Origin of the sequence: Methanoregula sp., assembly GCF_028679125.1 — an archaeon.
Lineage (GTDB): Archaea > Halobacteriota > Methanomicrobia > Methanomicrobiales > Methanospirillaceae > Methanoregula.
This window is the reverse complement of the sequence record NZ_JAJRCG010000024.1, coordinates 13188-36852: the sequence shown is the minus strand read 5'-3', so window position 1 is coordinate 36852 and position 23665 is coordinate 13188. Positions and strand designations below refer to the sequence as shown.

The window sequence follows — 23665 nt, the reverse complement described above, 5'->3', positions numbered from 1 at the left end:
TGGAACACCAGTTACCGGTCTCGATGATGCCCTGGTCGTTGACCTTGAGCGTCAGCTTGGAGTGTCCCTCATGTCTTGTGGTTGGGGAAATCTCTACAACTTTCGACAATATTATCGCCTCATGTTATGTTGCGTTGTTCGAATCTCTCTACGAAATTACTCTCTGTATCTCTCATCTCTAGAGATTAGTGAGCGTACAACGTACGTTCAACTGTATCTTATACCGACCCTGTTATAACCTTTATGACTCGATTCTACGGCGAAAAACGCCATAAAATGGATGCGGTTTTCACATCTCTGGGTTAAAACCAGCAATTTCTGGAAATTCGGCGAAACGATGACACGAATCTGAAAATAAAAACTTATTATTTAAATAATCTATTATTTTTACGTGGTTTAAAAAAAATTTCAGTCGGAATTGTGCTGATCGCCGTTCATTTCATCGGCCAATTCGGCAATCGTGGCCTTTCGTTCGGCATAGGCATTGTGCTGGTGGATGCTTTCCTCGTTGGTCTGCTTGATCGTGACCCGGGAATCGCCGGACAGGTAATCGAATTCGGCAAGCACCTTTCTTGCCATTTCCCGGACACAGTCTTCAACGAACCGGGGATTTTTGTGCGCGGCGAGCACCACTGCGCCTTCGTCGCCCCGTTTCAGGAGCTCGTAGATGCCGCTGCTCATCGAATCCTTGAGGATACTGATGACTTTCTCGAGATCCACCTGCTGATCATCGTCAGTTTCAATACAGAGGAAACCTTTGCCGCGCTGGTTGTGGGTGGCCATCGGCACCGCTGCAAAGAACTCGTCGATCTTGTCCTTGCTGACGTCGAGTCCTTCAAGGACCCGCATGGCGCGTTCCTTCATGATGTTCTGGGCGCAGGGGCAGGCAGTCATGCCCGTAACCTCGGCACCGATACTCTTCCTGACGATAGGTGTTCTGAACGTGCGGCGGGCTATTGCCCTGGCATGCACCTTGACAACCTCGTGGCATGTGGTGTGGCTGACGGGGGTCTCGCGTTTGACCATGAACTCGCTGCGCATCAGCACTTCGGTCCGGTCCGCATATTCATGCCGGTCGAGAAGCTTTCGTGCAACTACGCTGCACAGCTGCTCAATCTGGGTGACCTCCCCGTCAATTGCCTGCTGGAGAACCTCATCGATCACTTCGAAGTTGCGCGAGAGGTTTGCACCTTTGAGGCTGCCGGGCAGGTCAACATAGACATCAAAATTCGAGATGAAGATGACCGGACGCTTTCCTGCCCGGTAGACTTCCACCAGTTTCTTGACATTTTTCACGCCGACACGCGTGAGGTTGATCCGGACATCGGGGGATGTGGCCTGGACGTCCGGTAGTTCCTTGCTGAATGATGTTCTGTCGGATAAGGGATCAGATGGTGTGCGGGTAATAGGTCATCGCATCCAATGGGTATTCGTGTGACTCTTTAGTTTTTTCATATAATATTTATGTGCTTTGTTGCTGATATGAAAGGGATCATCTATGCTGAAAAAATATTATGAGGCAGATGCGGATCTCGGCGTGCTGAAAGGCAAGAAGATCGCCGTTATCGGCTACGGGTCACAGGGCAGAGGGCAGTCGCTGAACTTAAGGGACAGCGGGCTCGACGTTGTGATCGGCCTGCGTCCCGGGAAGAGCTGGGATGCAGCGGCAAAGGATGGCATGAAAGTGATGAAGGTCGCGGATGCAGTCAGGAGTGCTGACATCATCCAGATCCTTGTTCCCGATGAGCTCCAGGGCGGGGTGTTCAAAAGCGAAATCCTTCCCAACCTTACGGCGAACAAGTGTCTCATGTTCTCGCATGGGTTCAACATTCACTTCGGCCAGATCGTCCCCCCGGCAACGGTCGACGTCGTCATGGTAGCACCCAAGGGGCCGGGCTTCATGGTCCGCCGGCAGTATGAGGAGGGCAAGGGAGTGCCCGCGCTCATTGCGGTCCAGCAGGATCCCACGGGTAATGCACACAAGATCGCCCTTGCATATGCGAAGGGTATCGGTGCTACCCGCGCCGTTGTTCTTGAGACCTCGTTCCGCGAGGAGACCGAGACAGACCTCTTCGGTGAGCAGGCTGTGCTCTGTGGTGGCTGCACGTCACTGGTCAAGGCCGGATTCGAGACCCTTGTCGATGCCGGTTACGAGCCGGAGATGGCATATCTCGAGGTATGCCACGAGCTCAAGCTGATCGTTGACCTCATCTACGAGGGCGGGCTCACCAACATGCGCCAGTACATCAGCAACACGGCACAGTATGGCGACCTGACCCGCGGTCCCCGCGTGATCGGGCATGAGTCCTACGAGGCGATGGCGGAGATTCTTGAGGAGATCCAGAGCGGGAAGTTTGCCCGGGAATGGATGCTTGAGAACATGGTGAACCGCCCGATGTTCACGGCTCTTACCAACGCAGATGAGGACCACCTCATCGAGGAAGTAGGCAGGGAAGTCCGCGGCATGATGCCGCAGTTCCGTAAGTGATCCTTTCAGGATTACTCTCATATTTTGAAAATACCCCCAATCTTTTTTTTATTTCAGGCATTCCCGATCTGCGGTTTTAAACGGCAGAATCATCTTCAAAGCTTTTTAATGTCCCCTCCCAATACTACCACAATGAACATCTGCATCATCTATCACAGCGAGACCGGCAACACCCGCCACGCTGCCCAGCATATTGCCTCGGCATGCGACGGGAAGCTTGTCGAGGTTACCGATAAGACCGGGTACAACCGGCTCACCGGCTTCCTTGTCCGGTGCAAAATGGCGATGGGAGAGGAGAAGACCCTGATCGAACCGGGATCCCTTGATGTCTCCGGGTATGACCAGCTGGTGTTCGGATCACCGGTCTGGGCGTTCAAGCCAACCCCTGCGATCCACGCGGCGATCGATTCCCTGGTGGGGTGTGAGGGAAAGAAAGCAACCGCATTCTGTACGCACGGTGGCAAACCCGGGCAGACTGCTGAGCTCTTCCAGAAATGGATTGAGGCACGCGGCATGAAATGTGTGGGGAATACCAATATCCACCAGAACGATATCGAGAACGAGAAGAAGACAAAGGAAATGGTGTCGGTCCTGATCAAGGATCTCTCCTGAGTATGATCTCCGGTCCGGGATCTGTCTTCAGTCTCTCCTTTTTTATCCGGTTCCCGAAACTCTCTTGGATCGCCTTCACGGCATGGCAGGCTGATATGATCGAAGAAAGCCTTTTTGTCAGCCGGCACCTTTATAGTATACAATTATGACGGACCCGTATGAACAACTCCTCAAACAGGCATATTCCAATATCACGGAAAAGACCGAGTCTTCGGAGCGTTTTGTAGTTCCCGAGGCAAAGGCGTATGTCGAAGGCAAGACGACGGTTCTTGAAAATTTTGCCGAGATCGTCGCGAAGGTCCGCCGGGAACCGGACCATGTGATGAAATTCATGCTGGGCGAACTGGGGACCAGCGGGAAGATCGACGGCAACCGCGCAATCTTCAATGGAAAATTCGAGATACCGCTCATCAAGGCGATCATCAAGAGCTATGTTGAGGACTATGTCATCTGCTCCGAGTGCGGCAAGCCTGACACGCGGCTCGTAAAGGATGACCGGGTCATGCTCCTGCGGTGCGATGCCTGCGGGGGTCACCGTCCGGTCCGGAAGCGGAAGGCCAGGACTGAACCTGTATCGGAGAATCTTGAGGAAGGCCAGATTATGGAAGTCGAGATCCAGTCGATCTCAAAGCGGGGCGACGGGGTTGTCAAAATGGGCCGTTATATCATGTACGTGGCCCAGTCCAAGCCTGGCCAGAAAGTCAAGATCAAGATCTCGCGTATCTCAGGGTCCATCGTCTTTACCGATCGGGCGGAATAATCCCGATAATACCTTTTCAATACTTTTTTTCAGGTTCTGGCGGTCTCTCCGCTACGGTACCGGATATTTCCTGTGATGAGCGGGCGTGGCCAGGAAGGATGATAGGTAAGAGAATGGATAAAAAAAGTATTCCGGGGAGAATATCGGCCCTGAATATCAGGCCTTTGTCTTCTTGATTCCTTTAATGAGCTCGTCGCAGTGACCTGATATCCGCTTGCAGGCCTTCTTGATGATTGGCAGGGCATTCTTCTTGTTCTTGGTGGTGACGAGGAGTTCCGGGTCCGAGAACTGGAACTCGATATTGTAGCGTGCGACGTCAACATCAGGGTCGCTTAAGATCTCTTCAACAAGGGCGTTCATGAACGTGTGTCCCTCTCCCTGGATGATAAGACGCACCTTGTCTTTTTCGAGCTCGAGTACTTTTACAATCATGCACCTATGTTTGGGAACGTGAAAACTATTAAGGTATGGGTTGCCCTGTGCCGGGATTGCTGTCGGTTCAGGCAAATTCGAAGACGTCTCCATCCTTGGCGGTATGGGGAAGATCCCAGGGTATCATGTGGCTCATGTGCACGCACCGAAAATCTTTCGGAGCGAGTTGCCGGGCAAGGGAGCAGGCATCCAGGTAATTCATGTGCTTAGGGATGTTGATGCGTGAGGGCACGATTGCGTCGAGCAGGAGGAGATCGAGGTTTTTGAGAAGATCAAGGCTCTTTTCCGGGAGGTTGATGTTGGTGTCTGACGTGTACCCGATCCGCGATTTTTCGGTCTCTAAACGCATGCCGCAGGTGAACGCAGGGGGATGCCTGACCATAAACGGCGTGATGGTGATGCCGAAGAGGGAGAATGGCACGTAGGGTTCAATCGCGATCTTGTCGAACCTGAGGAAGCGGAAGTAATCCGAGCAGTAGTTCAGAACCTCCGTGGCGGCAAAGACCGGCGGGATCTTCTGGACCCGATAAAACTCTCCAAATCCCATGAAGTGGTCGTAGTGCCCGTGGGTCCATATCACCGCATCGATGTGGGGCGAGCCGGCGCGGAGGAGCTGCTGCCGCAGGTCGGGTGAAGAGTCGATAAGGATGTGTTTTCCCTCGTTCTCGATGAGAAGCGAGGTGCGCAGCCGCATGTCCCCGGTGGATTTCGCATGCGTGCACTGGGGACATTCACACCCGATCTGCGGTGTGCCGATTGCATCACCGGTGCCGAGCAGCGTGATCTTCATATTATAACCAGTTCTGGTGACGTATCGCTTCCCGTTTCCTGACCATGGTGACACCTTTCTCAATATCGGCCTGGGTTATCTCCTGCCGTTTATCCATGAGTGCCGATAGTATGGCCTCCTTGATCATCATACGGATGTCCGAGCCGGAGAAGCCATCGGTCTTTTTCGCCAGCGCCATATAGTCGACTGTGCAGTGGAGCGTTGAGGTCACCTTTTTCAGGATGTTCATCCGCATCTCTTCGTCCGGGAGGGAGAACTCCACCACTTCGTCGAAACGCCGCCAGGCTGCCTCATCGAGCAGCTGGGGGTGGTTAGTGGCTCCGATCAGGAGGACACCGTTCTTGATCAGGTTCACCCGGTCGATGTTCTTCAGGAGTGCGTTGACCGCCCTTTTCATAGCGCCGTGGTCATCAGTGGTGCGGCTCTTTGCTACGAAATCAAATTCGTCCACGAAGAGAATTGCGGGCGAGAGCATCTTGGCAAGGTCAAAGATACGGTCGATGTTCTTGGACGTTTCGCCAAGGTACTGGGATGTGACCATGGAAAGACGGACTTCGAGCACCGGCATGTGCATGGTGCGGGACATGGCGAGGGCAAGCGAAGTCTTTCCCGTACCTGGTGGGCCGACAAAGAGGAGTTTGCCGATCTCGTAGATCCGGTGCCGGCTCAGGAACTCGCGGTGGTCGAGAGCGTGCTGGATCTTCGCGATGAGCGCCATCTGCTCGTCCGTGCAGACAAGATCCTCGATATGCTGCTCGACCTCGTCGGGAGCACTGACGATAACAAGGTCCAGTGCGCCCCGGAGTTTCTCGTCCTCACTGACCAGTTTCGAGATCCGGGTATCGAGATGCGCTTTTGTGTCCTCGAACGAGGGATTGGCCTTCCGGACCGCGGAGTGCGTGACGCCGTTGGAACCAGTCTTCTCGAAATAGAATGCGAGCGCCGGGTTCTTCTCGACAAACGGTTTACCGCCCTGTTTCAGGAACCATTCTGCGGCCGATGTGAGCGCAGTGATCCTAATCCGCTGGCCGAACTCCTCGTAGGCGATGAACGGGTTGGACGCAAGTTTCGTGTGTGCATCGGCGATCGAGAGCGATCGCTTGATGAGACCGTCGCTGACAAAGACCGGGCGCTTGACGTCCGCAGCACCATTGGTGCCGAAGACTTCACGGCACGCCGGAGTCAGGTCGTTGATATCGAGATCGGGGTTCTGATTGTATATCTCTGCGGTCAGAACGATCTCCATAATGCGCAGGGTATCGGCATCTCCAGACATGGCTGTAACCTTAATTAATCGGCTCCTGCATGCATAAGGCTTCTCATCTCGTGGTCACGATGCAGCCGTCACCTGTCACGATGACGGTGTGTTCGTGCTGAGATACAAGGGAGCCGGCAATATCGGAGAGGACCGGGTAGCCGTGCAGGGTACCTGACCTGATCAGTGTCGGGAGCGCGAGATCCAGTTTCCTCTCCCCAAGCCAGCGGCGGGAGAAGGGCAGGCTTTTACGCCCCTGTATTTTTTCGAGGATCGTGCGGCCTGCCGGTATGCGGACGGGCTTTTCTGAAATCTGGGAGTAGATCTCCATCTTTGCCTTTTCGCGCACGTGACCGCTGCCGGTGGTGGCGAACGGTTCGATCGCAAAGACCATTCCCTCCTCTAAGACAACACCCCCGTTGATCGCGATGTTGGGGATGGTCGGGGACTGGTGGAGAACGTACTGGGCCAGCCCGTGGCCGGTGAGGTTTGAAATGGGCCGGTAGCCGCGCCCCTCAATCTCCTTCTGGACGACGGCACCGAGATCCCCTGCAGTTGCGCCGGGTTTTACCGTCCGGATAGCCGCTTCCAATGCTTCGTGCGAGGCATCGAGAAGCAGGGAGTTGTTCCCGAGATCCACCGTAGTTGCCGTGTCAGCGATGTACCCGTCTATATGCACGCCCAGATCGAGCTTTGCCACATCACCTTTTTGAAGGATGCGCTCATCGCCCCATGAGGCGGTGTCGTGTGCAGCATCCTCGTTCAAGGAGAGGTTAAGGGGGAATGCGAGGGCCGCTCCTTCATCTGTCACCCGAGCCTCTATTGATTCCACGAGTTCGAGATAGGATGACCCCACGCGAATCTGCTGAGCACCTTCCTTCAGGATTCGTGCGGCAAGGGTGCCTGCCGTGCGGTATTTTTCCAGTATATCGTCCTTCACAGGATCAACTCCTCTGAATAATTCGTAAAATTGTCAAAGCCCCGTGCCGTAACAACGCCGATGTCTTCGAGCCGGACCCCCCCGGTTCCGGGATAGTAAAGGCCGGGTTCAACAGTGATCACATTACCTGCAATGAGTGCTTTTCCGGCGGGACCCACGGTTGGCATTTCATGGATGTGCAGACCAACCCCGTGGCCGAGATTATGGATAAATCCCCGCGTATCGCTCTCATATCCCCGCTCCGCGAAGTAATCGACAACTGCCTGGTATACATCAGCTCCTGATACTTTCGGTTTTATGAGCGAGAACGCGAGTTGTTTTGCCCCGCACAGGGCATTGTACATCTCCCGTATCTCATCGGAGGGCTCACCTTTGACCACGGTGCGGGTCATATCCGCGTAATAGCCGCTTGCCTCTTCCATGGGGAAGAGATCGATAATTATTGGCTCATCTGCCAAAAGTGGGCCGGTACCGGTCATGTGAGGGATTGCCGTATCTTTTCCACACGAAACGATCGTATCGACTGCCGTGCACCCGCAGGAGAGCAGGTGGCTGTGCATCACGAACCTGACATCCTCTGCGGTCAGGGGTTTGCCCTTGGTATAGAGTACGCCTTTCTTTGCTGTGGACTTACGGATCAGTGAGATGCCCAGGTCCATGGCGGTCTCGGTCACCTTCTGGACGTGCCGTAGTGCGGTGATCTCGGTCTTCGTCTTCTTTGCCCGCATGGACAGGACGGTTCCCGTGTCAACGGAGACCGTGCAGTGTTTTTCGAGTGCACGGGCAAGCCCGACCGGGAACTGGGGTGGAACAAGAATCTTTTTCCCGGCCTGGCCGGCAATCATCGTTGCGGTCGCGCGGAGGGGATCTTTCTCCTTTTTCAGGATCTCCGGAAGGCCGGCCTCGGCCCGGGTCATGACTGCGCACGGGGACTCACGGGACGCGCGCCCTACCTCCATCTGGGAGATGATGATGGTACCTTTTTCACCTGCCTTTTTAACATAAACAAACGGGTCGCTCGTGGTAAACCGCGTCAGGTAACGCATATCGGCATCCCGTGAGGAGGCGTACATCACATAGGTGTCCGCCCCGCTCTTCTTGATCGCATCGGAAAGTGGATCCATCTGTCCATATATGTGCGGTGAAACGTCAAGTACTTTTATTCCGGAGGTGACATACACACGATGGAAGCAAAAGCCAGAGATCAGTTCCGCTGGAAGTTTTACCGGCTTGCGGTGGAACTGAACATCATCGTCCTCCTTGTCGCCGTATCTGTCCTCATTTTCTTTATCCTGCCGGCACGGCTGGATTCCTATCGTCTTCCCTTGATCGTGGTCATGCTCATTGGCGCGGGGCTCCTGACCATTGACTTTCGGAAACGGTATAGGGAGACAAAGGCATGGCTTCATGAGCAGCCGGATAAAAAGGAAGATGAGCAGAAACCTGAGTAAGAACGTTCAGATCTGTAGGATGGAAATGCATGCTCGAGAAGATGAAGGATGAGATTGAACTGGTCATACGGCACCTCGAGGTAGCCCGTGCCGTGGCTGACCACCAGCCGATTGGCATCATGAAACTCTCGGAACTGCTCGACCAGCCTTCCCACCGCATCCGCTACTCCCTTCACGTTCTGGAGCAGTTGGGATATATCCGCGCTTCTCAGGAAGGTGCTGTCGCAACCGAACGGACGGTTGACCTGTTTTTGCACCTGCACGAGAATCTGGACGAACTTATCCGGATGCTTGAAACGATGAAGCGGGACATGTAACCTGGTATTTCTTCTCCGTTTTCCTGCGGGTGCAACCGGTTCCCTGCCTGCAACCTCATAGTTACCTTTAAAAGTACTCAGAAATAATCTATTAGAACGCATTGAGCGTGCCTCCCTAACTCAGTTGGTAGAGTGTCGGACTGTTAATCCGAATGTCACAGGTTCGAGCCCTGTGGGGGGCGCTTAAGGGCCCGTAGCTCAGTCCGGTTAGAGCGCCCGGCTCATAACCGGGCGGTCATGGGTTCGAATCCCTTCGGGCCCACTGCCTGTTTTTTTTCATAGGTCTGCCGGTGCACACCTCATCAGGAACTCTGCGTGCAACACTGTTTGAAAACATTTCTATCATGGGACATGTATAGAAAAACAACATGAAGTGTCCCGTCTGCGCGATGGACTGTGTCAAATCTGCAAAGGACATCCTTGCAACGCTGCCCACCGTTTTCCTGCCCTGTCCTGAGTGCAGCATGCGGATACTGGACAAGCGCCTGCCCCTTCCCAACCCTGAATACGCGGAACCCTGCTCCTGCGGGAAACGGTTTATTGATGAGGTCTTTGCCCATATCTGGGTTGTCATGGTCGAAGAGGGTGACCTTAAGAAGACCGACCCGCTGATTGCGGTGGGTTCCCCCCTCGTTCATCCCGGGTTTGCGATGGACCGGCCGCCCTTCCTCCCGGAGAAGTCGCTGGTCCTCCTCTCGTCCCGGGTGACAAAGAAGACCGCGGAACGCCTGGCACGCGATATCCCAGAACTGCGGGGTGTGGTGAGGACCGGTGATTTCGTTCCCGGTCTTGTCACGGCAGACCTGGATTCCGTACCGAAGGTCTATGAACTCCTCGCAGGGTGCGATGTGCGGGCGGATGTATTCCCGCTGTCAACCGGCCCTCTGGTGATATACAAGCAGCAGTCTCTTGTCCATATCGAGTTTCCCCGGGCCGGGTACCCGAAGATCCGCTCGGTTGAGCAGCACGTGGGAAAACCACCGGTGCCATATTTCATCGATGCCTGTTCCGGTGTCGGTACCCTCGGACTTACTGCGGCGTGTCTTGGTGTACCCCGGGTTGTTATGAATGACGCATGGTATGCCTCTGCGTTCTGGTCTGCGTTCAATCTCGAAGTGAACAGGGACTATCTCTTGGTCAGCAGGGTAAAAATCTTCGAACAGGTCCAGGACATGGCAAAACATCCGGTAGTGAAAGAACCCGTGAAGATCGCAGAGACCGAAGGGGCGCAGGTTATTGAAGTATACCAGGGAGATTTCCGTGCACTTCCGTCAGTCCTGTTGACGGGAACTCCGCCCCTGACCGCTCTTGATATCTTTGAAAAGAAGGACCGGCTGGCAACCGGGAGGATCCAGAAGGAATGGCAGGACCGGGTTGGCGGCGAAGTATTCATCCCGTGAGTTATCAGTCCTGCACCGTAAGATTCATTTTTTGTTACCGGTTTTTCCTGGCATCAGGTAACAAGTCTTTATTGACCGGTGTGCAAAAGTATATGGGGACTAGCCCGGGTGGCTCGGCGTCACTTGTAACCCGAAACCGTCGGTACGCGGGGGGCGAAGTTTGACTGAGGCTGCAACGGCCTTCGGGATCCTGTGTGTTCTGACGTTGAAACCTCGTCCCATGAGGTCGATGGCCAGAAATCAAAATTCCGGAGGGAATGGCGATCTGTTGCTGCGGGGACTGGTTCAGGCCCGGAAGGGAGCAGACTTACCGTAGACATTCGGCGCCCATGGGGTAACGGGGCGGAGGATGAATGCTTTGGTGAACGGAGAAACGTACAGTCGACCGATAACACGTCCCCACTCTTACGATTACTATGGCAAAAGTGACCATCGTCGGCGCAACGGGCAATGTCGGGATGTTTGCAGCGCATGCAATATCCACGATCCCGCATGTGAGTGAAATTCTTCTTCACGGGAGAGTTGGCCGGGAATCTCTTCTGCAGGGCATCACGCAGGATCTCAGCGACTCCTTTGCCGCAAAGGGAACGGATACCCGGGTCAGGTGGACGACTGATCTGAACGATGGTCGTGATTCTGATATTTTTATTATCATAGCAGGAGTGCCGCGCAAAGCGGGCCAGGACCGGCTCGATCTCGCGCTTGAAAATGCACGGATTGTTGCCCCGATTGCTGAGACAATCGGCAGGATAGCACCTGCAACGAAGATCTTTGTAGTGACGAACCCGGTCGATGTCATGACCAGTGTTGCCCTGAGATACTCGAAACTGAAACCCAGCCAGGTCTTTGGCCTTGGGACGCACCTGGACTCGATGCGCCTCAAATCCCTCATAGCCTCATACTTCCATGTCCATGTCAGTGAGGTACATACCCGGGTTATCGGGGAACATGGAGACAGTCTCGTACCGCTCTGGTCTGCGACCTCTATTGGCGGTATCAAGATCTCGAACCTGCCGGAATTTGCTCACTTACCCGTTAAAGAATTCATCGAGTCAGTGAAGTGCAGTGGCCAGCAGATTATCCAGAACAAAGGCTCTACCGTCTACGGCCCCGGGGAAGCTATTGCATCCCTCGTGCGTACGGTGTTGTCCGATGAAAACCGTATCTTGACCGTATCCACGTATATCCATAAGGAAGTGCACAGTATCGGCAATGTCTGTATCGGGGTGCCTGCCCGTGTCAACCGCGACGGTGTGTTTCCGATTACCATCCGGCTTGATGAACCGGAAGTGATCGCGTTCCGCGAGTCTGTGGAAAAGATCCGCGCAAGTACAGATGCGGTAATTAAAGCGCTGGAAGCAAAAGGACCGTAAATCCGGATCTATTATAAATTGGGATCGATCAGAAAAAAGAGACGACCTGACTGATCAGGTCAGGGTTACTTCAATGATCTCTGCCCGTTCGACACCGGGTATTGCACCGATCGTCTTTTCGAGTGTATCTGTCTCTCCGCCGGCATCGTTGATGATTGCGGCGAACTTGAGCGCCTTGAGACCAAATCCGATTGGCTCTTCCTTGACATCTTGGATCCCAGGTAATTTCTCTTTGAGTGCCTTTTTCAGCTGCTCGAGGTTCACTTCAGGTGAGTCGGGCATGACCCTCATGATGACAGCGACACTGCCCATATCTCACGGTCCCCCGAATCCGCATTTCGGGCAGGTATAGGGGATACTTTGCTCCCGGCACCGGTAACACCGGTTAATCTCAACACCGCACGCGGGGCAACCGAATTCCGTTGCACCTTCATCTGCAAGCGGAGCATTGCATGACGTACACTTCTTATCAGACATTGATTACTCCTCCAAGGATTCCTATAGTATCTCTTTTGGATCCTTTAAAAGGTTGTACTTATTCGTGTGCCCGGCACCGGATCCCCTTTGAGAAACCGACCAAGATAATCCCGGCGTGAACCATTGAAAATGAACGTATTTACCCGTTTTTCAAGAACATAGGGAATGAACAGCGGATCAACGGCGTCCGTATCCAGTGCGGAGGTCACCTGATCCTGCAGGATACCTTTTGTGACTATCCCCTCTATGGATTTGAGGAGGACGAGATCAAGGTGGAGTTCTGCGGCAATCCATGCCGCGATGGTGTCTGATGTGACATCCCATGAATGGGGCAGGGGGTCGTGTTTCCGCATACTGGCTGAAGGTAACAGGATCGTGGTTTGCATCGGTATTGCGAGATGCTCTGTGACCGGAAGTCCGTATGATGCAATATAGTGACCGTACTGGTCCATGGCCGCGATTGCTTCCCAGTGTCCAGTCTCGTCATCAATCCCTGCCATCCTGACGGCATCGGCAAATGGTCCACCGCCGGGAACGATCAGCAGATGACGAACGGACAAATGAAGAAGCGGGGCAAGAGCGGGAACAGAATCATACAGGCTCCCGCCGAGTTTCACTACTAGTGGCAGCATGTCCTGTTCGGAACTATGTTGGCAGTCAGAATTCATAACTGTTTGAAAATATTTAGATCGGTATATAAATTACAGCAGCATATGAAATCTTTATGCGCTGTATCCTCTTCCTTCTCATCCTGATGATCTGTGTGGTACCTGGTGGGGCAATCTCCCAGGTTCGTATCACTGAGTTCTGCCCGGATCCTTATCTTCATGATGATGCTGACGAGTATATTGTCCTTTCCGGGAACGGCCCGCTGGACGGGATCACCGTCTCGGATGGGAAGAGCGGGTTCCGGTTCCCCCCGGGTAGCACTCTTATGGGAGAGTGTACTGTTGCGCGGAACGGGACTGCGTTCATACAGAGCCATGGGCAGCCTCCGGATTACGAATGGCAGGATACATCACCATCCATTCCCGATGTGATCAGCACTAAAACGCTCCGTATGGCCAATACGAATGACGTCCTGATGCTGTATGAAAACGGGCAACTGGTCCAGCAGGTTGCGTGGCCTGCGGATGTCAGACCCCGCGAGGGGCAGGTGCATTTCCTCGAAGGAGATGTTTGGGATCCCCGTCCCCTCATGCTCGGGCAGTCTCACTTCTCACCCGCAGAATTTCACGATGTGACCGTTACCGCGTTTGTTTCACCCGATTGTTCGGATGAGGTGTTTGGCATGGCGATTGGCAATGCGTCGAAAGAGATCCTGCTCAATGTATACGAGTTCTCGAATCCTTCGATGGCAGATGCACTTACCGGTGCGCGTGCACGGGGTGTTGGTGTGCAGGTGCTGGTTGAAGGCGGGCCGGTAGGGGGCATCGGTCAGGAAGAAAAGACCGCGCTCTGGCAGGTGAACCGGAGCGGAATTCCCGTATATGCGATGGTCTCGACAAAAACCATACCTGCTCCTTATCGCTACAATCACGCGAAGTACGTGGTGATTGACCGGCAGAATGTCCTGATCGCCAGTGAAAACTTCAAGTACAGCGGGTTTGCAGCGGAGGGAACGACCGGGAACCGGGGGTGGGGAGTAATCCTTGGAGATCCGGCCACCGCCGCTTACTTTGCCTCAGTATTCCAGACCGATATGAGTGGCCCGTCAGTGGTCCCTTATCCGGGTGAACCCGGGAAAAATGAGACCCCCTCCACGGAGCAGCATACGGTTGAGTTTACGCCCCGCACGTTTGAAGGGGCAACCGTCCGCCCGGTCCTTGCACCGGATACCAGCACCCAGATCACGGACCTGATCAACTCGGCTGAACAGACCATCGATATCGAGGAGGCCTACATCACCAACGAGACCCGGTTTACCCTCAATCCCTACCTCTCCGCGGCAATCAATGCCTCGCGGCGCGGCGTCCATGTCCGCGTCCTGCTGGACTCCTACTGGTTCAATGTCGATGGGAAGAACGACAACGATGAGATGGTGGCCCTTATCAATCATATCGCGGCTGCGGAACACCTGCCCCTTGAAGCGCGCTGTGCAGAACTCCGCACAAACCAGATCGAGAAGATCCACAACAAAGGAGTGATTGTCGACGGAAAGCGGGTACTGGTGAGCAGCATCAACTGGAACAGCAATTCCCCGAACTTCAACCGGGAAGCGGGTGTCATCATCGATCATCCGGGAGTTGCCGGGTATTTCAGTGCGGTGTTCGAGGATGACTGGAACCCGTCAGTTACCTCGCCTGTCACCGAAACGGATTACCTGAAGATCGCTGTCGCCCTGCTTGTTGTTGCAGCCCTGCTGGTGTATTGGTACTATCGCAGGAGAAGGTGAGCGTTCAGCGCAGCGTGTGAGTATAAGAAGAGAATCCAATTGGTAAGTGGGTAAGATTTCAGAGTTTCTTTTTCGCACACTGGCAAACATCACAGAGATTGATGTCGCTTTCACCGGTTACTACGGCAAGCGCCCAGCGGTCGATCATGAGGTTCATCTCGGTAGAGATCTCAACCTCCCCTGCACCCCGTTTCCTGCTTAAATACTGGGATACTGCTGCCCGTGTGACGCCAAGCCGTCTGGCTGCATCGCTCTGGCTCAGTCCCTGCTTCTGTACAAGTCGGAAGACCATCTCGGCCCGCATAGGGGGCAGGAGGTTCCTGACCATGGTATCGCAGTGCATCAGGGTACAGCAATGTTTTGTCATACACAGGCCGGCTGGATTTTGGCCTCGTATGCGGCCCTGTTCTGGTAGATGATCTGGCGTGCATCGCGGAAGTTGAACTTCTCGATGATCAGCCCGCGTTCCTTGAGTTTCTTCAGTGCGTACCGTACGGTCCGCGGTGCAAGGTGGCTTTTCTGGACGAGGTCTTTGTGGGTCATGGACCCGCCTGCATCCAGTATCTGCATTACCGTCCTTGATGAGGGGGGTAGTGTTGTAGGATACATGTTGGTGATGTTAACACTGTTAACATATCAACCTGCCGATCATTTATACTTAAATTATTATACAATTATTATGCTCGTGCGACAGGAACGCATCGCCCTGCTCCTGCTGATTGTTGTGACCGTTACTGTTGTCGCAGCACATGCAGTCCTCACCATGGTCGGGAAACAGCCGTTTGCCCACCCGTTCTCCGATCACGCTGCTGACGGAGAGCTGGTGATGATCGATGGAATAGTTGAGAAGGCGACACGCATTGAGAATGGTGGTCACCTCTCCCTCCTTGTTGGGAATACAACGGTGTTTATCCCGGCATCCGCTGCACAGGGTCTCATCGTGCATAAGAATGACAGCCTCTTTGCGTACGGGGTCGTCCAGACCTATCGCGGAAAAAAGGAGATTGTTGTCAGTACTCCGGAGGATATCCGTATCACGACCGTCCCGTGATACAACATCTACGCCAGAGATGCCAGCGCTTTCTTTGCAGCGTCACGGACCCGCTCATCCGGATCGTTCAGCGTCTCCTCAAGGATGGACACCGCCCGCTTATCGGCAATCGAACCCAGCGCCCATGCAGCTTCCCTGCGGACCCGGGCTTTCTTATCCTTCAGGAGAACGAGAAGACGGTCTACCGCCCGGGGATCCTTCAGGTTCCCAAGACCCCATGCAGCGCCGGCCCGGAGCCATTTGTCCTCAGCAGTTGTTGCCTCAAGGAGGGGATCGACTGCCCGCAGATCGCCAATCTGCCCGAGCGACTTTGCGGCAAGCCACTGGACATCAACGTAAGGATCGTGCAGTGCCTCGATAAGCGGACCAACCGCTTCGGGATCGCGCTCCTGTCCAAGCATCTCCGCAGCATGCCAGCGGAAATTCAGGTTTGCATCTTTCAGCAGGGTAATGAGCCCGCGGACCCGCAGCTTCCGCTGCTCTTCGACGAATGCAGTCTCTTCCGGTGTCAGTTCCCGGTTTTTTCCCCCAGGAGGAACCGGTATTTCTGAGTCCGCCATTCCAGATTCCCGTAGCCTCCCATTAGGTATACCCCGTCATTAACTTTTTCACCGGGTTCCTGACCTGCAATGGCGACCTGAAAAAAGGATTATTATGATGTCTGTTCAGTCGGCAGGATCTCAAGACTCAAGGAGAAGTTCTTCACGGTATGCGTCAATGCGCCCATGCTGATCACATCAACCCCGCATGCCGCATAATCCCGAAGCGTATTTTCATCGATCCCCCCCGAGATCTCGATGGTGACCCGGTCCCGGAGACCCTTCTCCTTCAGGACCGCAAGGGTCTCCTGCACCCGGGCAGGTGTCATGTTGTCGAGCATGATGATATCCGCACCCGCTTTTGCTGCCTTCACTGCGTCGGTGGCGGACTCCACCTCAACCTCGATCTTCTTGTAAACTGAATGCAGTCGGGCAGCCCGTAGGGCTTCTTCGAGCGGCACCAGTGCAAGGTGATTGTCCTTGATCAGGATGCCGTCGCTTAAGTTCATGCGGTGGGGATCGCCCCCACCGATCATCACCGCCCTCTTGTCGAACCTGCGGAATCCGGGGCAGGTCTTGCGTGTTCCTGCAACCCGGCAGGACGGATTTGCGGCCTTTACTATCGCGACCATGGCCGCTGTCCGGGTGGCGATACCGCACATCCTTCCGAGGATGTTGAGTGCCGTCCGTTCAACGAGGAGTATCATCTTTGCTTTCCCGGAAAGGGACATAATGATATCGCCTTTTTTCACCGTGTCCCCGTCCCTCATCCCGGAAGTGATTACGACACCATAGTGGGAGAAGAGTGCCGAAGCCTCGTCCATACCTGCAAGGATACCGTCCTGTTCTGCCCGTATGCCTGCAGTGCAGTTGACATCAGGAATAACCGCCTCGGAGGTTACGTCACCTGTCGGTGCGTCTTCCCTGAGGAACTGCAACAATTCATCGAGATCGGACATCTGGCACTCCCCATGAAACGTTACGTCCCGATAACAATCGGGTCTTCGAGTTTCTCGAGCAGCGAGAGGACGGAGAGGGCGGCAAGGTAACTGGTTGCAGGATTGTCCGGACTTGGCTTATTGGTCACCCGGATATAAGTCTCTCCAAAATCACCCTCGATAAAGAGCTCGTGCACGTTCTGGTTGACTGCCGGATCAACGAAAAGTTCGACATCGCTGTCCATTCCCGCTGCAAGGCTCATGGCAACGGAGACATTCACGTTCTTGGGATAGGATTTGATGCACTCGTTGGCTTTGCCGGAGAAGATCTGTCTCCTCTCCGTTGCCTCGATCCCGAGCGCTGCCGGGCTCTTCGTGGTCCGGAGCAGCAGTTTCTTTATCGTTGAGATCCGGCCAATCTTGAGATTGTCCAGCCCGAAGATCGCCCCGCTCGGGATATAGATCTTCGTGCCGTTCTCCTTTGCCATTGCACGGAGCGTGTCCCGGAACCCTGCATCTGTCAGTGCGCCGACACTCATGATCACCATGTTCCTTCGGTGGGCAAGGACTTCGGGGGCATACCGTTTCACCGCGCTGACCGAGGCCGCTTCGAGAACAATGTCGAGATCGGCATTGATGAAGGACTCAAAATCCCGGTACGCGGTTGCGCCGGAGAGCGATGCGATCTCATCAGCCCGTTCAAATGCCTGATCGAAAACGGCGGAGATCGTGAAACTGCCGGCGTAACGTGCAACGATGTGCCCGATGTTGCCGCAGCCGAGCAGCCCGACTCTCATCATGCTAAACAGATTATTGGTGCAATCGGTTAAGTGTTGTGTTCAGAAATAAGATATACCGTGAAAATGGCATTATTTGAACAGTACATCCCATGAACCCGAATCATTCTGAACCGATCCCTGAACATCCCCCTTTCGCTGACACTTGTGGATGTGAGACAACGCAGACCCGTAACGTGCCCGATACGCTCTGCAACCGGCGGATCTATATCGAGACCTACGGGTGCCGGTATAATTTCGGGGATTCAGCAAAACTAGTCGAAGTCCTGGAACACCATGGGTGTACCATGGTGGATTCACCGGACGATGCCGATGCGGTGGTTGTCAACACCTGCACGGTCGTAGGTCCAACGGAACGGCGGATGCTCCGGAGACTGTCCGCCCTCAGCAGCCGCGAACTCTACGTAACCGGCTGCATGGCAATGGTCCAGAAAGAGGCGATCCTCTCCGTCTGCGACCCGGTATTCATCCCCCCGGGTGTCATCCAGGACTGGTATCGTACTGTCGGGACCGTTGCACAGGGCAGCGTGGGGATTGTACAACTGGCACAGGGATGCAATGGCACCTGCACCTACTGTCTCACCCGGCTTGCCCGCGGACCCCTTCGGAGTTTTCCAAAGAATGAGATCCGTCAGCAGGTCATGGCCCTTGCCACCGCAGGAACTACCGAGATCCAGTTCACGGCCCAGGATGTGAGTTCCTATGGGCAGGATTGCGGTCAATCGCTTGCCGGCCTGCTTTCGGATATCCGTGATATCCCCGGGAAGTACCGCATCCGTATCGGCATGATGAACCCGGCAACCGTAATGCAGGATCTTGACGGGATCGTGGATGCCTTCTCCGATGACCGGATCTTCAGGTTTATCCACCTCCCGGTCCAGTCCGGGTCGGATGCGGTACTGGAACGGATGGGAAGAAGGTATACGGTTGAGGACTTCTGCACCATTGTCACCGCATTCCGGAAGCGTTACCCGGATCTCATCATCGCGACCGATATGATCGTCGGTTTCTGCGGCGAGACCAACGAAGACTTCTCCCGGACTCTCGACCTTGTCCGCAGGGTCCGTCCGAACAAGGTAAACGTAACCCGGTACTCCCGCAGGCCGTTCACCCCGGTAGCGCAGGAGAAGGATTTTCCCGATTATGTCAAGAAGGATCGCTCGCGTCTCCTCCTCGCCTGTGCCGAAGAGGTATATGCAGAAATGAATGCCGGTATCGTTGGTACGGAAGTCCCGTTCATTGTCACCGAGAAGATCCGGAAGGGATCGGTCATGGCCCGTTCGCCTTCATACACGGGTATTGTGATTAACGAGGATCTTCCGTGCGGGTATGAGGGACGGGCGCTCCTGAAAAAAGACCGGACCTATTTCTTCATCGGGGAACGTGTTACCAGATTCCCCCGGGAATGACGGGTTATCCTTGGTTATGCCGGTACACGGCAAAACAGGCTACTGCCAGTATTACCAGCACCAGCAGGTAGCTCAGCATATTCCCTTCCAGGAAAAAGCCGGCAATGCTCCCCTCCTCTTCTTCCCCTCCGGATGAGAGGCCCGTGGCGGCATTGAAGCGCTCTTCGATACCCATCGGGCCCGTTGCCTGGTATGCCGCATATGCACCGATGAGCACGATGATCGCGATCAGGCCGAATAGTATGATTCCCCGGTGCTCCTTGAATGCCGTCATGGTTTTGATTCCCCGAGGATATCCGGCCGGATGTTTCCGATATACCTCACAATAAGGCCCGTGAGCAGGGCTTCAACGATCGCTATCCCCATGTTCACGGCGATGATGAGGGAGAGGCCGGCAAGGACCTGCCCGGGGGTCTGGGTTACCCCCTGGATGCCGGATGCCATAATGATCGCCACCATCATGAGATTGCCGCAGAAGAGCCCGGCAAAGGTTGCGATCCCCGCCCGTGAAAAGAGGTCGGGAATAATCTTCCGGGATCCCCGGAAGATAAGGTATGCAACCACTACTTCGACGAGGTTGATGAGCACGTTTGCCCCGATCAGTCCCCATCCCCCGTGGCCGATCGCAGCCGAGAGGATATTGATGACAAGGACGACCAGGGCCCCGAGGACCGGTCCGGCAAGGATGGCAACGAGGGGTGTCAGGTTCAGGTGAACGCCACCGAACAGCGGGATATTGATCTGGAACAGGGCAAACGCTGCTGCCGTGACAAATGCGGCAATGGTAATCTTCTTCTGGTTTTTCCCTTTCTCACGCCTCAGTACCCAGAGGGCAATACCGATACACGCAAGGGCGATGATCCACCAGACCAGCACCCATGTCAGGGTGAACGACCCGTCTTCCAGATGAATATGTGCCATTAATCCCACCAACCCGAGAAGAAGTCCTCTGGTTTTGTATGATCAACAATTACCGGAAAGAACATAAAAGTAATGAAAAATTTGGAGTGATACCAAACGTATCCGGTTCACTGGGTTGTAAGCCGCTCCAGCAGGGTGACCAGTTCTGCCCGCGTGATGGGCCGGTCTTCCGGTGCCACGCCTCTTTGGTGACAGTAGTCGAGATAGGTCATAACGGTGTCCGGCTGTTTCAGCCCGGCATCCCGTATCAGGTCGGTATCGTAGAATATCTCGCGCGGGCTCCCTTCGGCATATACCGCGCCGTTCTTCACCAGGCAGACCCGGTCAGCGATGCGGGCAGCGAGATCGAGATCGTGGGTGGCGATAACCACACTGATGCCGAACCGCTCCCGGAATTCCAGGATCAGCCGTTCGACCATTGCGCTGTGGACCGGATCAAGGTCTGACGTGGGTTCGTCCAGCGCCATGATCCGCGGTTTCATGGCAAGGATGCCGGCAATGGAGACCAGCCGCTTCTGCCCCCCGCTCAGGTAATTGGGCAGCTTTTTGGCAAGGTCCACGGCCCCGACTGCCTCGAGCGCTTTTATGGCAGCGTCATGGGCGTCTTCCTTTGACATGCCGAGGTTGAGTGGCCCGAACATGACATCGTCGAGAACCGTCGGGGCAAAGAGCTGGTCTTCGGAGCGCTGGAAGACCACTCCGACCTCTTTCCAGAGGTCAGCACGCTCACCCCGGGCAACCGACATGCCGTTGATCACGATGTCGCCATCGGAGGGGACAAGGAGCCCGTTCAGGTGCTCGATCAGCGTTGATTTGCCCGACCCGTTCTGCCCGCACAGCGCAACGATCTCGTCTTTCAATACATGGAAGCACATCTCATGGATCCCGATGCTTCCGTCGGGATAAACGTGACTTGCGCAGTCAACGTGGATCAGTTCCCGTCCGGGATCGCTATGGTTACAGTGCTGGTGCTGTGGGTCGTGGCGCATGATTGTCATGGGTTACCATCCTCCTGCATGCGGCACCATCCAGAATATCAGGATGATGGCAAGGCAGCCGGCACAAAGTATGCCGCATTCAGCGATACCCGGTTTCGGGATTGTGGTGTGTGCCGCATACGTACCGTTGTACCCCCGGGCCGTCATCGCTTTCTCCACCCGCTCCGCCTGCTCGAAGGAGCGGACGAAGACAAGGCCGAACACGCCGGCAAAGAGTCCTCCCTGTGTGCGGATTGAATGGATAATTCCCCCGCCCCGGGACCGGACCGCTTTGAGCATGGACGCTGCCATGGCAAGGGTCAGGAACAGGAACCGGTAGGCAAGGAGGAAGATCTGGTCGAGAGGTGTCGGGAAGAGCCGGGAGACCAGGGCAGAGAAGTACGCGTATTTCGTGGTCATCAGGAAGAAGAGCGAGAACGTGACCGAGATCAGGGCTTTTTCGAGCAGGGTGAAGATGAGCAGGATTCCCTGGTCGGTCAGGGTAAGAACAAATCCTCCGATGTCCAGGGAGAAGAGCGGGTTGCCGGGCTGGTTCCATATCATAAGCCCTACGAGCGAGATCACGAAGATCACCGGCATGGCATACCAGGCAATGATCTTCCTCATCGGGAGGCCGGCCATGACGCAGGCAAGGAGGATTATGGCATACATGGCAGTGAGGACCACGAGGTTGCTGGTGAGCGTGATCAGCAGCACAACAATGATGAGCAGGAGAAATTTCGTCCACGGGCTTGCGCGGGAGAATACCGTGTCCTGCTGCTCTGCACAATTGGTGATGAGATCGATATCCGGAATGTGTTCAGAGATCATTGACGAACTCAAACGGCTGTTCCTCCTTTTTCTTTCCTCGGATTTACACCCTCACGAGTGCTTCCTTTCTGCCATGCACCCGTCATCATGGGTGATCTCGCCGCAGATGCCCAGCTGGGGATGGCCCATTGCACGGCACATGGTGTCGACCGCATTGCGGGAGATGAAACTCTCAAAACGTGACACCTCGCTGCACGCCTGTTCATCGGACAACCCGTTGCGGACGAATATGAGACTCAGGATCCGGTGACGCTTGACGAGAAAACTCGCATACCTCTTTCCGTCATCCGTCAGCTCAACCCCCCGGTAGGGAGTGTGCAACAGGTATCCGGTATCTGCAAGTTCCCCGATGGTCTTGGTTATCGTTGAGGGATCGACCTTGAAATGTGCGGCAATCTCCGTTGTCCGTGCGGTGCCCCCGCGTTCGGAGAGGTACTTGAGGTATTCCACCTTCCTTGGGGTCAGTTCAAGCCCCTCAACGGGTTCCATGTACATAGTGTGGTCTGCAATTCAGAATAAAGTTTGGCCACACCCCAAAGAACACGATGTATCCCCTGACTCCCGTGAGGAAAAACCGGAAACAAGTGGTTTTATAGCTCCGGCATGAACATTTCTTATCTTCCCGCGCATATGCGACGGAACAATGGTGAATACGAATGGACGAGATCGGGAAAGGGTTTGATGCCCTGATGCAGAAGATCGAGAAGCTGCACGGGAACGAGAAGGAACTGACGGGGAAACTGAAAGAGAACGATGCGAAACTCTTGAAAAAGATGGCTGCATCGTCGGTTTCTGTGGTGAAGATCGTGGGCCTCAACATGCTGAAGATGGGGAAGCAGGATACCAAGGGCGAGATCTACGACCCGATGTATTACCCGCAGAAGATGATCATCCTTGGCAAGGCCGAACAACCCGCCGCATTCCGCCCTGACAAACCCGGCCTCGCCGTCACCGACCAGTTCTGTGTCCTTTCAGAAGACGGGGACTTCTTCGAGCTGATGTACAGCTTCGACGGGTTCCTGACCGATTCCTACCTCAACCCGCTCGATGCGAAGAAGGCGCTGGAACTCTACGGGTACGATATCATGTTCATGCTCTACCGCGCAATGAAGGACTATCTCGAGGGCGAGGAGAAACTCGTCGACTCCCTTGAGATGGTTATCGGATACGTGTTTGCCAGAAAACCGTAACCCCTCCACCTGCCTCAGGTGGCGTTTAATTTTTCTTTTTTATACCGTTTTATGATCCCGGCCGTAACTGTCAGTATCCAGTTACAGGAATGCACAATTTACAAAAATTCTTGAAAAACGAGAATGGGCCCGATGTGATTCGAACACATGACCTCCCGGTTATCAGCCGGGCGCACCACCTGGCTATGCTACGGGCCCGATTGTTGTCAGATTTACCCTAATTACTACTCCATCAGAGTTTTTATAGGTTGTGAATCCTCAAGCGTTCCGGCGCATCAATTCAGATAGGGATATGTGGTGAAAAACCACGATACATATACGG

The 23665-nt window shown here is 54.6% G+C and carries 30 protein-coding genes, 3 tRNA genes and 1 other RNA gene; 14 read left to right on the top strand and 20 right to left on the bottom strand.

The genetic code is table 11. The annotated features are described in order from the left end of the window. Positions 1-408 precede the first annotated feature (408 nt). Positions 409-1407, bottom strand: coding sequence for a GTP cyclohydrolase MptA (gene mptA / locus LUQ43_RS12505; RefSeq protein WP_299968252.1), 999 nt, complete (start codon positions 1405-1407; stop codon positions 409-411). A gap of 91 nt (positions 1408-1498) precedes the next feature. On the opposite strand from mptA, the gene ilvC reads away from it, so the two are divergent. The 3 genes from ilvC (at position 1499) to LUQ43_RS12490 (ending at position 3860) form a co-directional block, all read left to right on the top strand. Then, the gene (gene ilvC, locus LUQ43_RS12500) at positions 1499-2488 is read left to right on the top strand and encodes a ketol-acid reductoisomerase (RefSeq protein ID WP_299968248.1); all 990 of its coding nucleotides are present in this window, start codon (positions 1499-1501) and stop codon (positions 2486-2488) included. A gap of 132 nt (positions 2489-2620) precedes the next feature. Continuing rightward, the gene (locus tag LUQ43_RS12495; RefSeq protein WP_299968246.1) at positions 2621-3100 is read left to right on the top strand and encodes an NAD(P)H-dependent oxidoreductase; all 480 of its coding nucleotides are present in this window, start codon (positions 2621-2623) and stop codon (positions 3098-3100) included. A 145-nt stretch (positions 3101-3245) separates the two neighbouring features. After that, positions 3246-3860 carry a translation initiation factor IF-2 subunit beta gene (locus LUQ43_RS12490; protein WP_299968244.1) on the top strand — a complete coding sequence of 205 codons (615 nt, stop codon included), beginning with the start codon at positions 3246-3248 and terminating at the stop codon, positions 3858-3860. 156 nt (positions 3861-4016) lie between these two features. On the opposite strand, the gene LUQ43_RS12485 is transcribed toward LUQ43_RS12490, so the two are convergent. The 5 genes from LUQ43_RS12485 to LUQ43_RS12465 form a co-directional block, all read right to left on the bottom strand. Further along, positions 4017-4292, bottom strand: coding sequence for a DNA-directed RNA polymerase subunit L (locus LUQ43_RS12485; protein WP_299968242.1), 276 nt, complete (start codon positions 4290-4292; stop codon positions 4017-4019). Positions 4293-4359: 67 nt separating this feature from the next. After that, positions 4360-5082 carry an MBL fold metallo-hydrolase gene (locus LUQ43_RS12480; RefSeq protein ID WP_299968240.1) on the bottom strand — a complete coding sequence of 241 codons (723 nt, stop codon included), beginning with the start codon at positions 5080-5082 and terminating at the stop codon, positions 4360-4362. Between the two features lies 1 nt (position 5083). Then, positions 5084-6358 (bottom strand): ATP-binding protein, encoded by a 1275-nt coding sequence (locus tag LUQ43_RS12475; protein WP_299968238.1) that lies wholly within the window; start codon positions 6356-6358, stop codon positions 5084-5086. A gap of 43 nt (positions 6359-6401) precedes the next feature. Beyond that, the gene (gene map / locus LUQ43_RS12470) at positions 6402-7277 is read right to left on the bottom strand and encodes a type II methionyl aminopeptidase (protein ID WP_299968236.1); all 876 of its coding nucleotides are present in this window, start codon (positions 7275-7277) and stop codon (positions 6402-6404) included. Further along, the gene (locus LUQ43_RS12465; RefSeq protein WP_299968235.1) at positions 7274-8401 is read right to left on the bottom strand and encodes a Xaa-Pro peptidase family protein; all 1128 of its coding nucleotides are present in this window, start codon (positions 8399-8401) and stop codon (positions 7274-7276) included. Before LUQ43_RS12465 ends, map begins: the two co-directional genes overlap by 4 nt. A 60-nt stretch (positions 8402-8461) precedes the next feature. Here LUQ43_RS12465 and LUQ43_RS12460 point away from each other — a divergent pair, with 60 nt between their 5' ends. From LUQ43_RS12460 to LUQ43_RS12430, 7 genes are all read left to right on the top strand, one after another. Beyond that, positions 8462-8728 (top strand): hypothetical protein, encoded by a 267-nt coding sequence (locus LUQ43_RS12460; RefSeq protein ID WP_299968233.1) that lies wholly within the window; start codon positions 8462-8464, stop codon positions 8726-8728. 29 nt (positions 8729-8757) lie between these two features. Continuing rightward, positions 8758-9045 (top strand): hypothetical protein, encoded by a 288-nt coding sequence (locus LUQ43_RS12455; RefSeq protein WP_299968231.1) that lies wholly within the window; start codon positions 8758-8760, stop codon positions 9043-9045. A gap of 109 nt (positions 9046-9154) precedes the next feature. Then, a tRNA-Asn gene (locus LUQ43_RS12450) sits at positions 9155-9227 on the top strand. 5 nt (positions 9228-9232) lie between these two features. Next, a tRNA-Ile gene (locus LUQ43_RS12445) sits at positions 9233-9307 on the top strand. 106 nt (positions 9308-9413) lie between these two features. Further along, positions 9414-10445 carry a hypothetical protein gene (locus tag LUQ43_RS12440; protein ID WP_299968229.1) on the top strand — a complete coding sequence of 344 codons (1032 nt, stop codon included), beginning with the start codon at positions 9414-9416 and terminating at the stop codon, positions 10443-10445. A 92-nt stretch (positions 10446-10537) separates the two neighbouring features. After that, an RNA gene (ffs, locus tag LUQ43_RS12435) (signal recognition particle sRNA) lies at positions 10538-10848 on the top strand. Positions 10849-10861: 13 nt separating this feature from the next. Then, the gene (locus LUQ43_RS12430) at positions 10862-11818 is read left to right on the top strand and encodes a malate dehydrogenase (RefSeq protein WP_299968227.1); all 957 of its coding nucleotides are present in this window, start codon (positions 10862-10864) and stop codon (positions 11816-11818) included. Positions 11819-11872: 54 nt separating this feature from the next. On the opposite strand, the gene LUQ43_RS12425 is transcribed toward LUQ43_RS12430, so the two are convergent. Genes LUQ43_RS12425 through LUQ43_RS12415 form a run of 3 tightly spaced genes read right to left on the bottom strand, consistent with a single transcriptional unit; the run spans position 11873 to position 12963 of the window. Beyond that, positions 11873-12130 carry an elongation factor 1-beta gene (locus tag LUQ43_RS12425; RefSeq protein WP_299968225.1) on the bottom strand — a complete coding sequence of 86 codons (258 nt, stop codon included), beginning with the start codon at positions 12128-12130 and terminating at the stop codon, positions 11873-11875. Positions 12131-12133: 3 nt separating this feature from the next. Next, positions 12134-12295: a zinc finger domain-containing protein gene (locus LUQ43_RS12420; protein WP_299968223.1), complete on the bottom strand. Its 162-nt coding sequence runs from the start codon at positions 12293-12295 to the stop codon at positions 12134-12136. Between the two features lie 44 nt (positions 12296-12339). Next, positions 12340-12963, bottom strand: coding sequence for a uridylate kinase (locus tag LUQ43_RS12415; protein ID WP_299968222.1), 624 nt, complete (start codon positions 12961-12963; stop codon positions 12340-12342). 86 nt (positions 12964-13049) lie between these two features. On the opposite strand from LUQ43_RS12415, the gene LUQ43_RS12410 reads away from it, so the two are divergent. Next, on the top strand, positions 13050-14690 hold the full coding sequence (locus tag LUQ43_RS12410) for a phospholipase D-like domain-containing protein (protein ID WP_299968221.1): 1641 nt from the start codon (positions 13050-13052) through the stop codon (positions 14688-14690). 58 nt (positions 14691-14748) lie between these two features. On the opposite strand, the gene LUQ43_RS12405 is transcribed toward LUQ43_RS12410, so the two are convergent. Both LUQ43_RS12405 and LUQ43_RS12400 read right to left on the bottom strand, forming a co-directional pair. Continuing rightward, positions 14749-15057 carry a helix-turn-helix domain-containing protein gene (locus tag LUQ43_RS12405; RefSeq protein WP_299968219.1) on the bottom strand — a complete coding sequence of 103 codons (309 nt, stop codon included), beginning with the start codon at positions 15055-15057 and terminating at the stop codon, positions 14749-14751. Next, positions 15054-15299 (bottom strand): winged helix-turn-helix transcriptional regulator, encoded by a 246-nt coding sequence (locus LUQ43_RS12400; protein WP_299968217.1) that lies wholly within the window; start codon positions 15297-15299, stop codon positions 15054-15056. Before LUQ43_RS12400 ends, LUQ43_RS12405 begins: the two co-directional genes overlap by 4 nt. 70 nt (positions 15300-15369) lie before the next feature. Between LUQ43_RS12400 and LUQ43_RS12395 the strand changes: the two genes are divergently transcribed. Next, the gene (locus tag LUQ43_RS12395) at positions 15370-15741 is read left to right on the top strand and encodes a hypothetical protein (protein ID WP_299968215.1); all 372 of its coding nucleotides are present in this window, start codon (positions 15370-15372) and stop codon (positions 15739-15741) included. 8 nt (positions 15742-15749) lie between these two features. Here LUQ43_RS12395 and LUQ43_RS12390 read toward each other — a convergent pair whose 3' ends face one another. The 3 genes from LUQ43_RS12390 to nadX all read right to left on the bottom strand — a co-directional run bounded on the left by LUQ43_RS12390 (position 15750) and on the right by nadX (position 18018). Beyond that, entirely contained in the window at positions 15750-16301 is a 552-nt protein-coding gene (locus tag LUQ43_RS12390; RefSeq protein WP_299968213.1) for a HEAT repeat domain-containing protein, read from the bottom strand. Between the two features lie 92 nt (positions 16302-16393). Next, a complete protein-coding gene (gene nadC / locus LUQ43_RS12385) occupies positions 16394-17239 on the bottom strand; it encodes a carboxylating nicotinate-nucleotide diphosphorylase (RefSeq protein WP_299968211.1) in 846 nt (281 codons plus the stop codon). 20 nt (positions 17240-17259) lie between these two features. Beyond that, positions 17260-18018 (bottom strand): aspartate dehydrogenase, encoded by a 759-nt coding sequence (gene nadX, locus LUQ43_RS12380; RefSeq protein WP_299968209.1) that lies wholly within the window; start codon positions 18016-18018, stop codon positions 17260-17262. A 173-nt stretch (positions 18019-18191) separates the two neighbouring features. On the opposite strand from nadX, the gene LUQ43_RS12375 reads away from it, so the two are divergent. Then, on the top strand, positions 18192-19424 hold the full coding sequence (locus LUQ43_RS12375) for a MiaB/RimO family radical SAM methylthiotransferase (RefSeq protein ID WP_299968207.1): 1233 nt from the start codon (positions 18192-18194) through the stop codon (positions 19422-19424). A gap of 4 nt (positions 19425-19428) precedes the next feature. Here the strand turns inward: LUQ43_RS12375 and LUQ43_RS12370 are convergent, their stop codons facing one another. The 5 genes from LUQ43_RS12370 to LUQ43_RS12350 form a co-directional block, all read right to left on the bottom strand. Then, positions 19429-19698 carry a hypothetical protein gene (locus LUQ43_RS12370; protein ID WP_299968205.1) on the bottom strand — a complete coding sequence of 90 codons (270 nt, stop codon included), beginning with the start codon at positions 19696-19698 and terminating at the stop codon, positions 19429-19431. Next, on the bottom strand, positions 19695-20345 hold the full coding sequence (locus LUQ43_RS12365; RefSeq protein WP_299968203.1) for an energy-coupling factor ABC transporter permease: 651 nt from the start codon (positions 20343-20345) through the stop codon (positions 19695-19697). Before LUQ43_RS12365 ends, LUQ43_RS12370 begins: the two co-directional genes overlap by 4 nt. 107 nt (positions 20346-20452) lie before the next feature. After that, positions 20453-21343, bottom strand: coding sequence for an ATP-binding cassette domain-containing protein (locus LUQ43_RS12360; RefSeq protein ID WP_299968201.1), 891 nt, complete (start codon positions 21341-21343; stop codon positions 20453-20455). Positions 21344-21346: 3 nt separating this feature from the next. Continuing rightward, positions 21347-22165 carry a cobalt ECF transporter T component CbiQ gene (cbiQ, locus tag LUQ43_RS12355; RefSeq protein ID WP_299968199.1) on the bottom strand — a complete coding sequence of 273 codons (819 nt, stop codon included), beginning with the start codon at positions 22163-22165 and terminating at the stop codon, positions 21347-21349. A gap of 39 nt (positions 22166-22204) precedes the next feature. Beyond that, entirely contained in the window at positions 22205-22642 is a 438-nt protein-coding gene (locus LUQ43_RS12350; RefSeq protein ID WP_299968197.1) for a metal-dependent transcriptional regulator, read from the bottom strand. A gap of 167 nt (positions 22643-22809) precedes the next feature. On the opposite strand from LUQ43_RS12350, the gene LUQ43_RS12345 reads away from it, so the two are divergent. Then, the gene (locus LUQ43_RS12345) at positions 22810-23343 is read left to right on the top strand and encodes a hypothetical protein (RefSeq protein WP_299968195.1); all 534 of its coding nucleotides are present in this window, start codon (positions 22810-22812) and stop codon (positions 23341-23343) included. 124 nt (positions 23344-23467) lie between these two features. Here LUQ43_RS12345 and LUQ43_RS12340 read toward each other — a convergent pair. Then, positions 23468-23541, bottom strand: a tRNA-Ile gene (locus LUQ43_RS12340). Positions 23542-23665 lie beyond the last annotated feature (124 nt).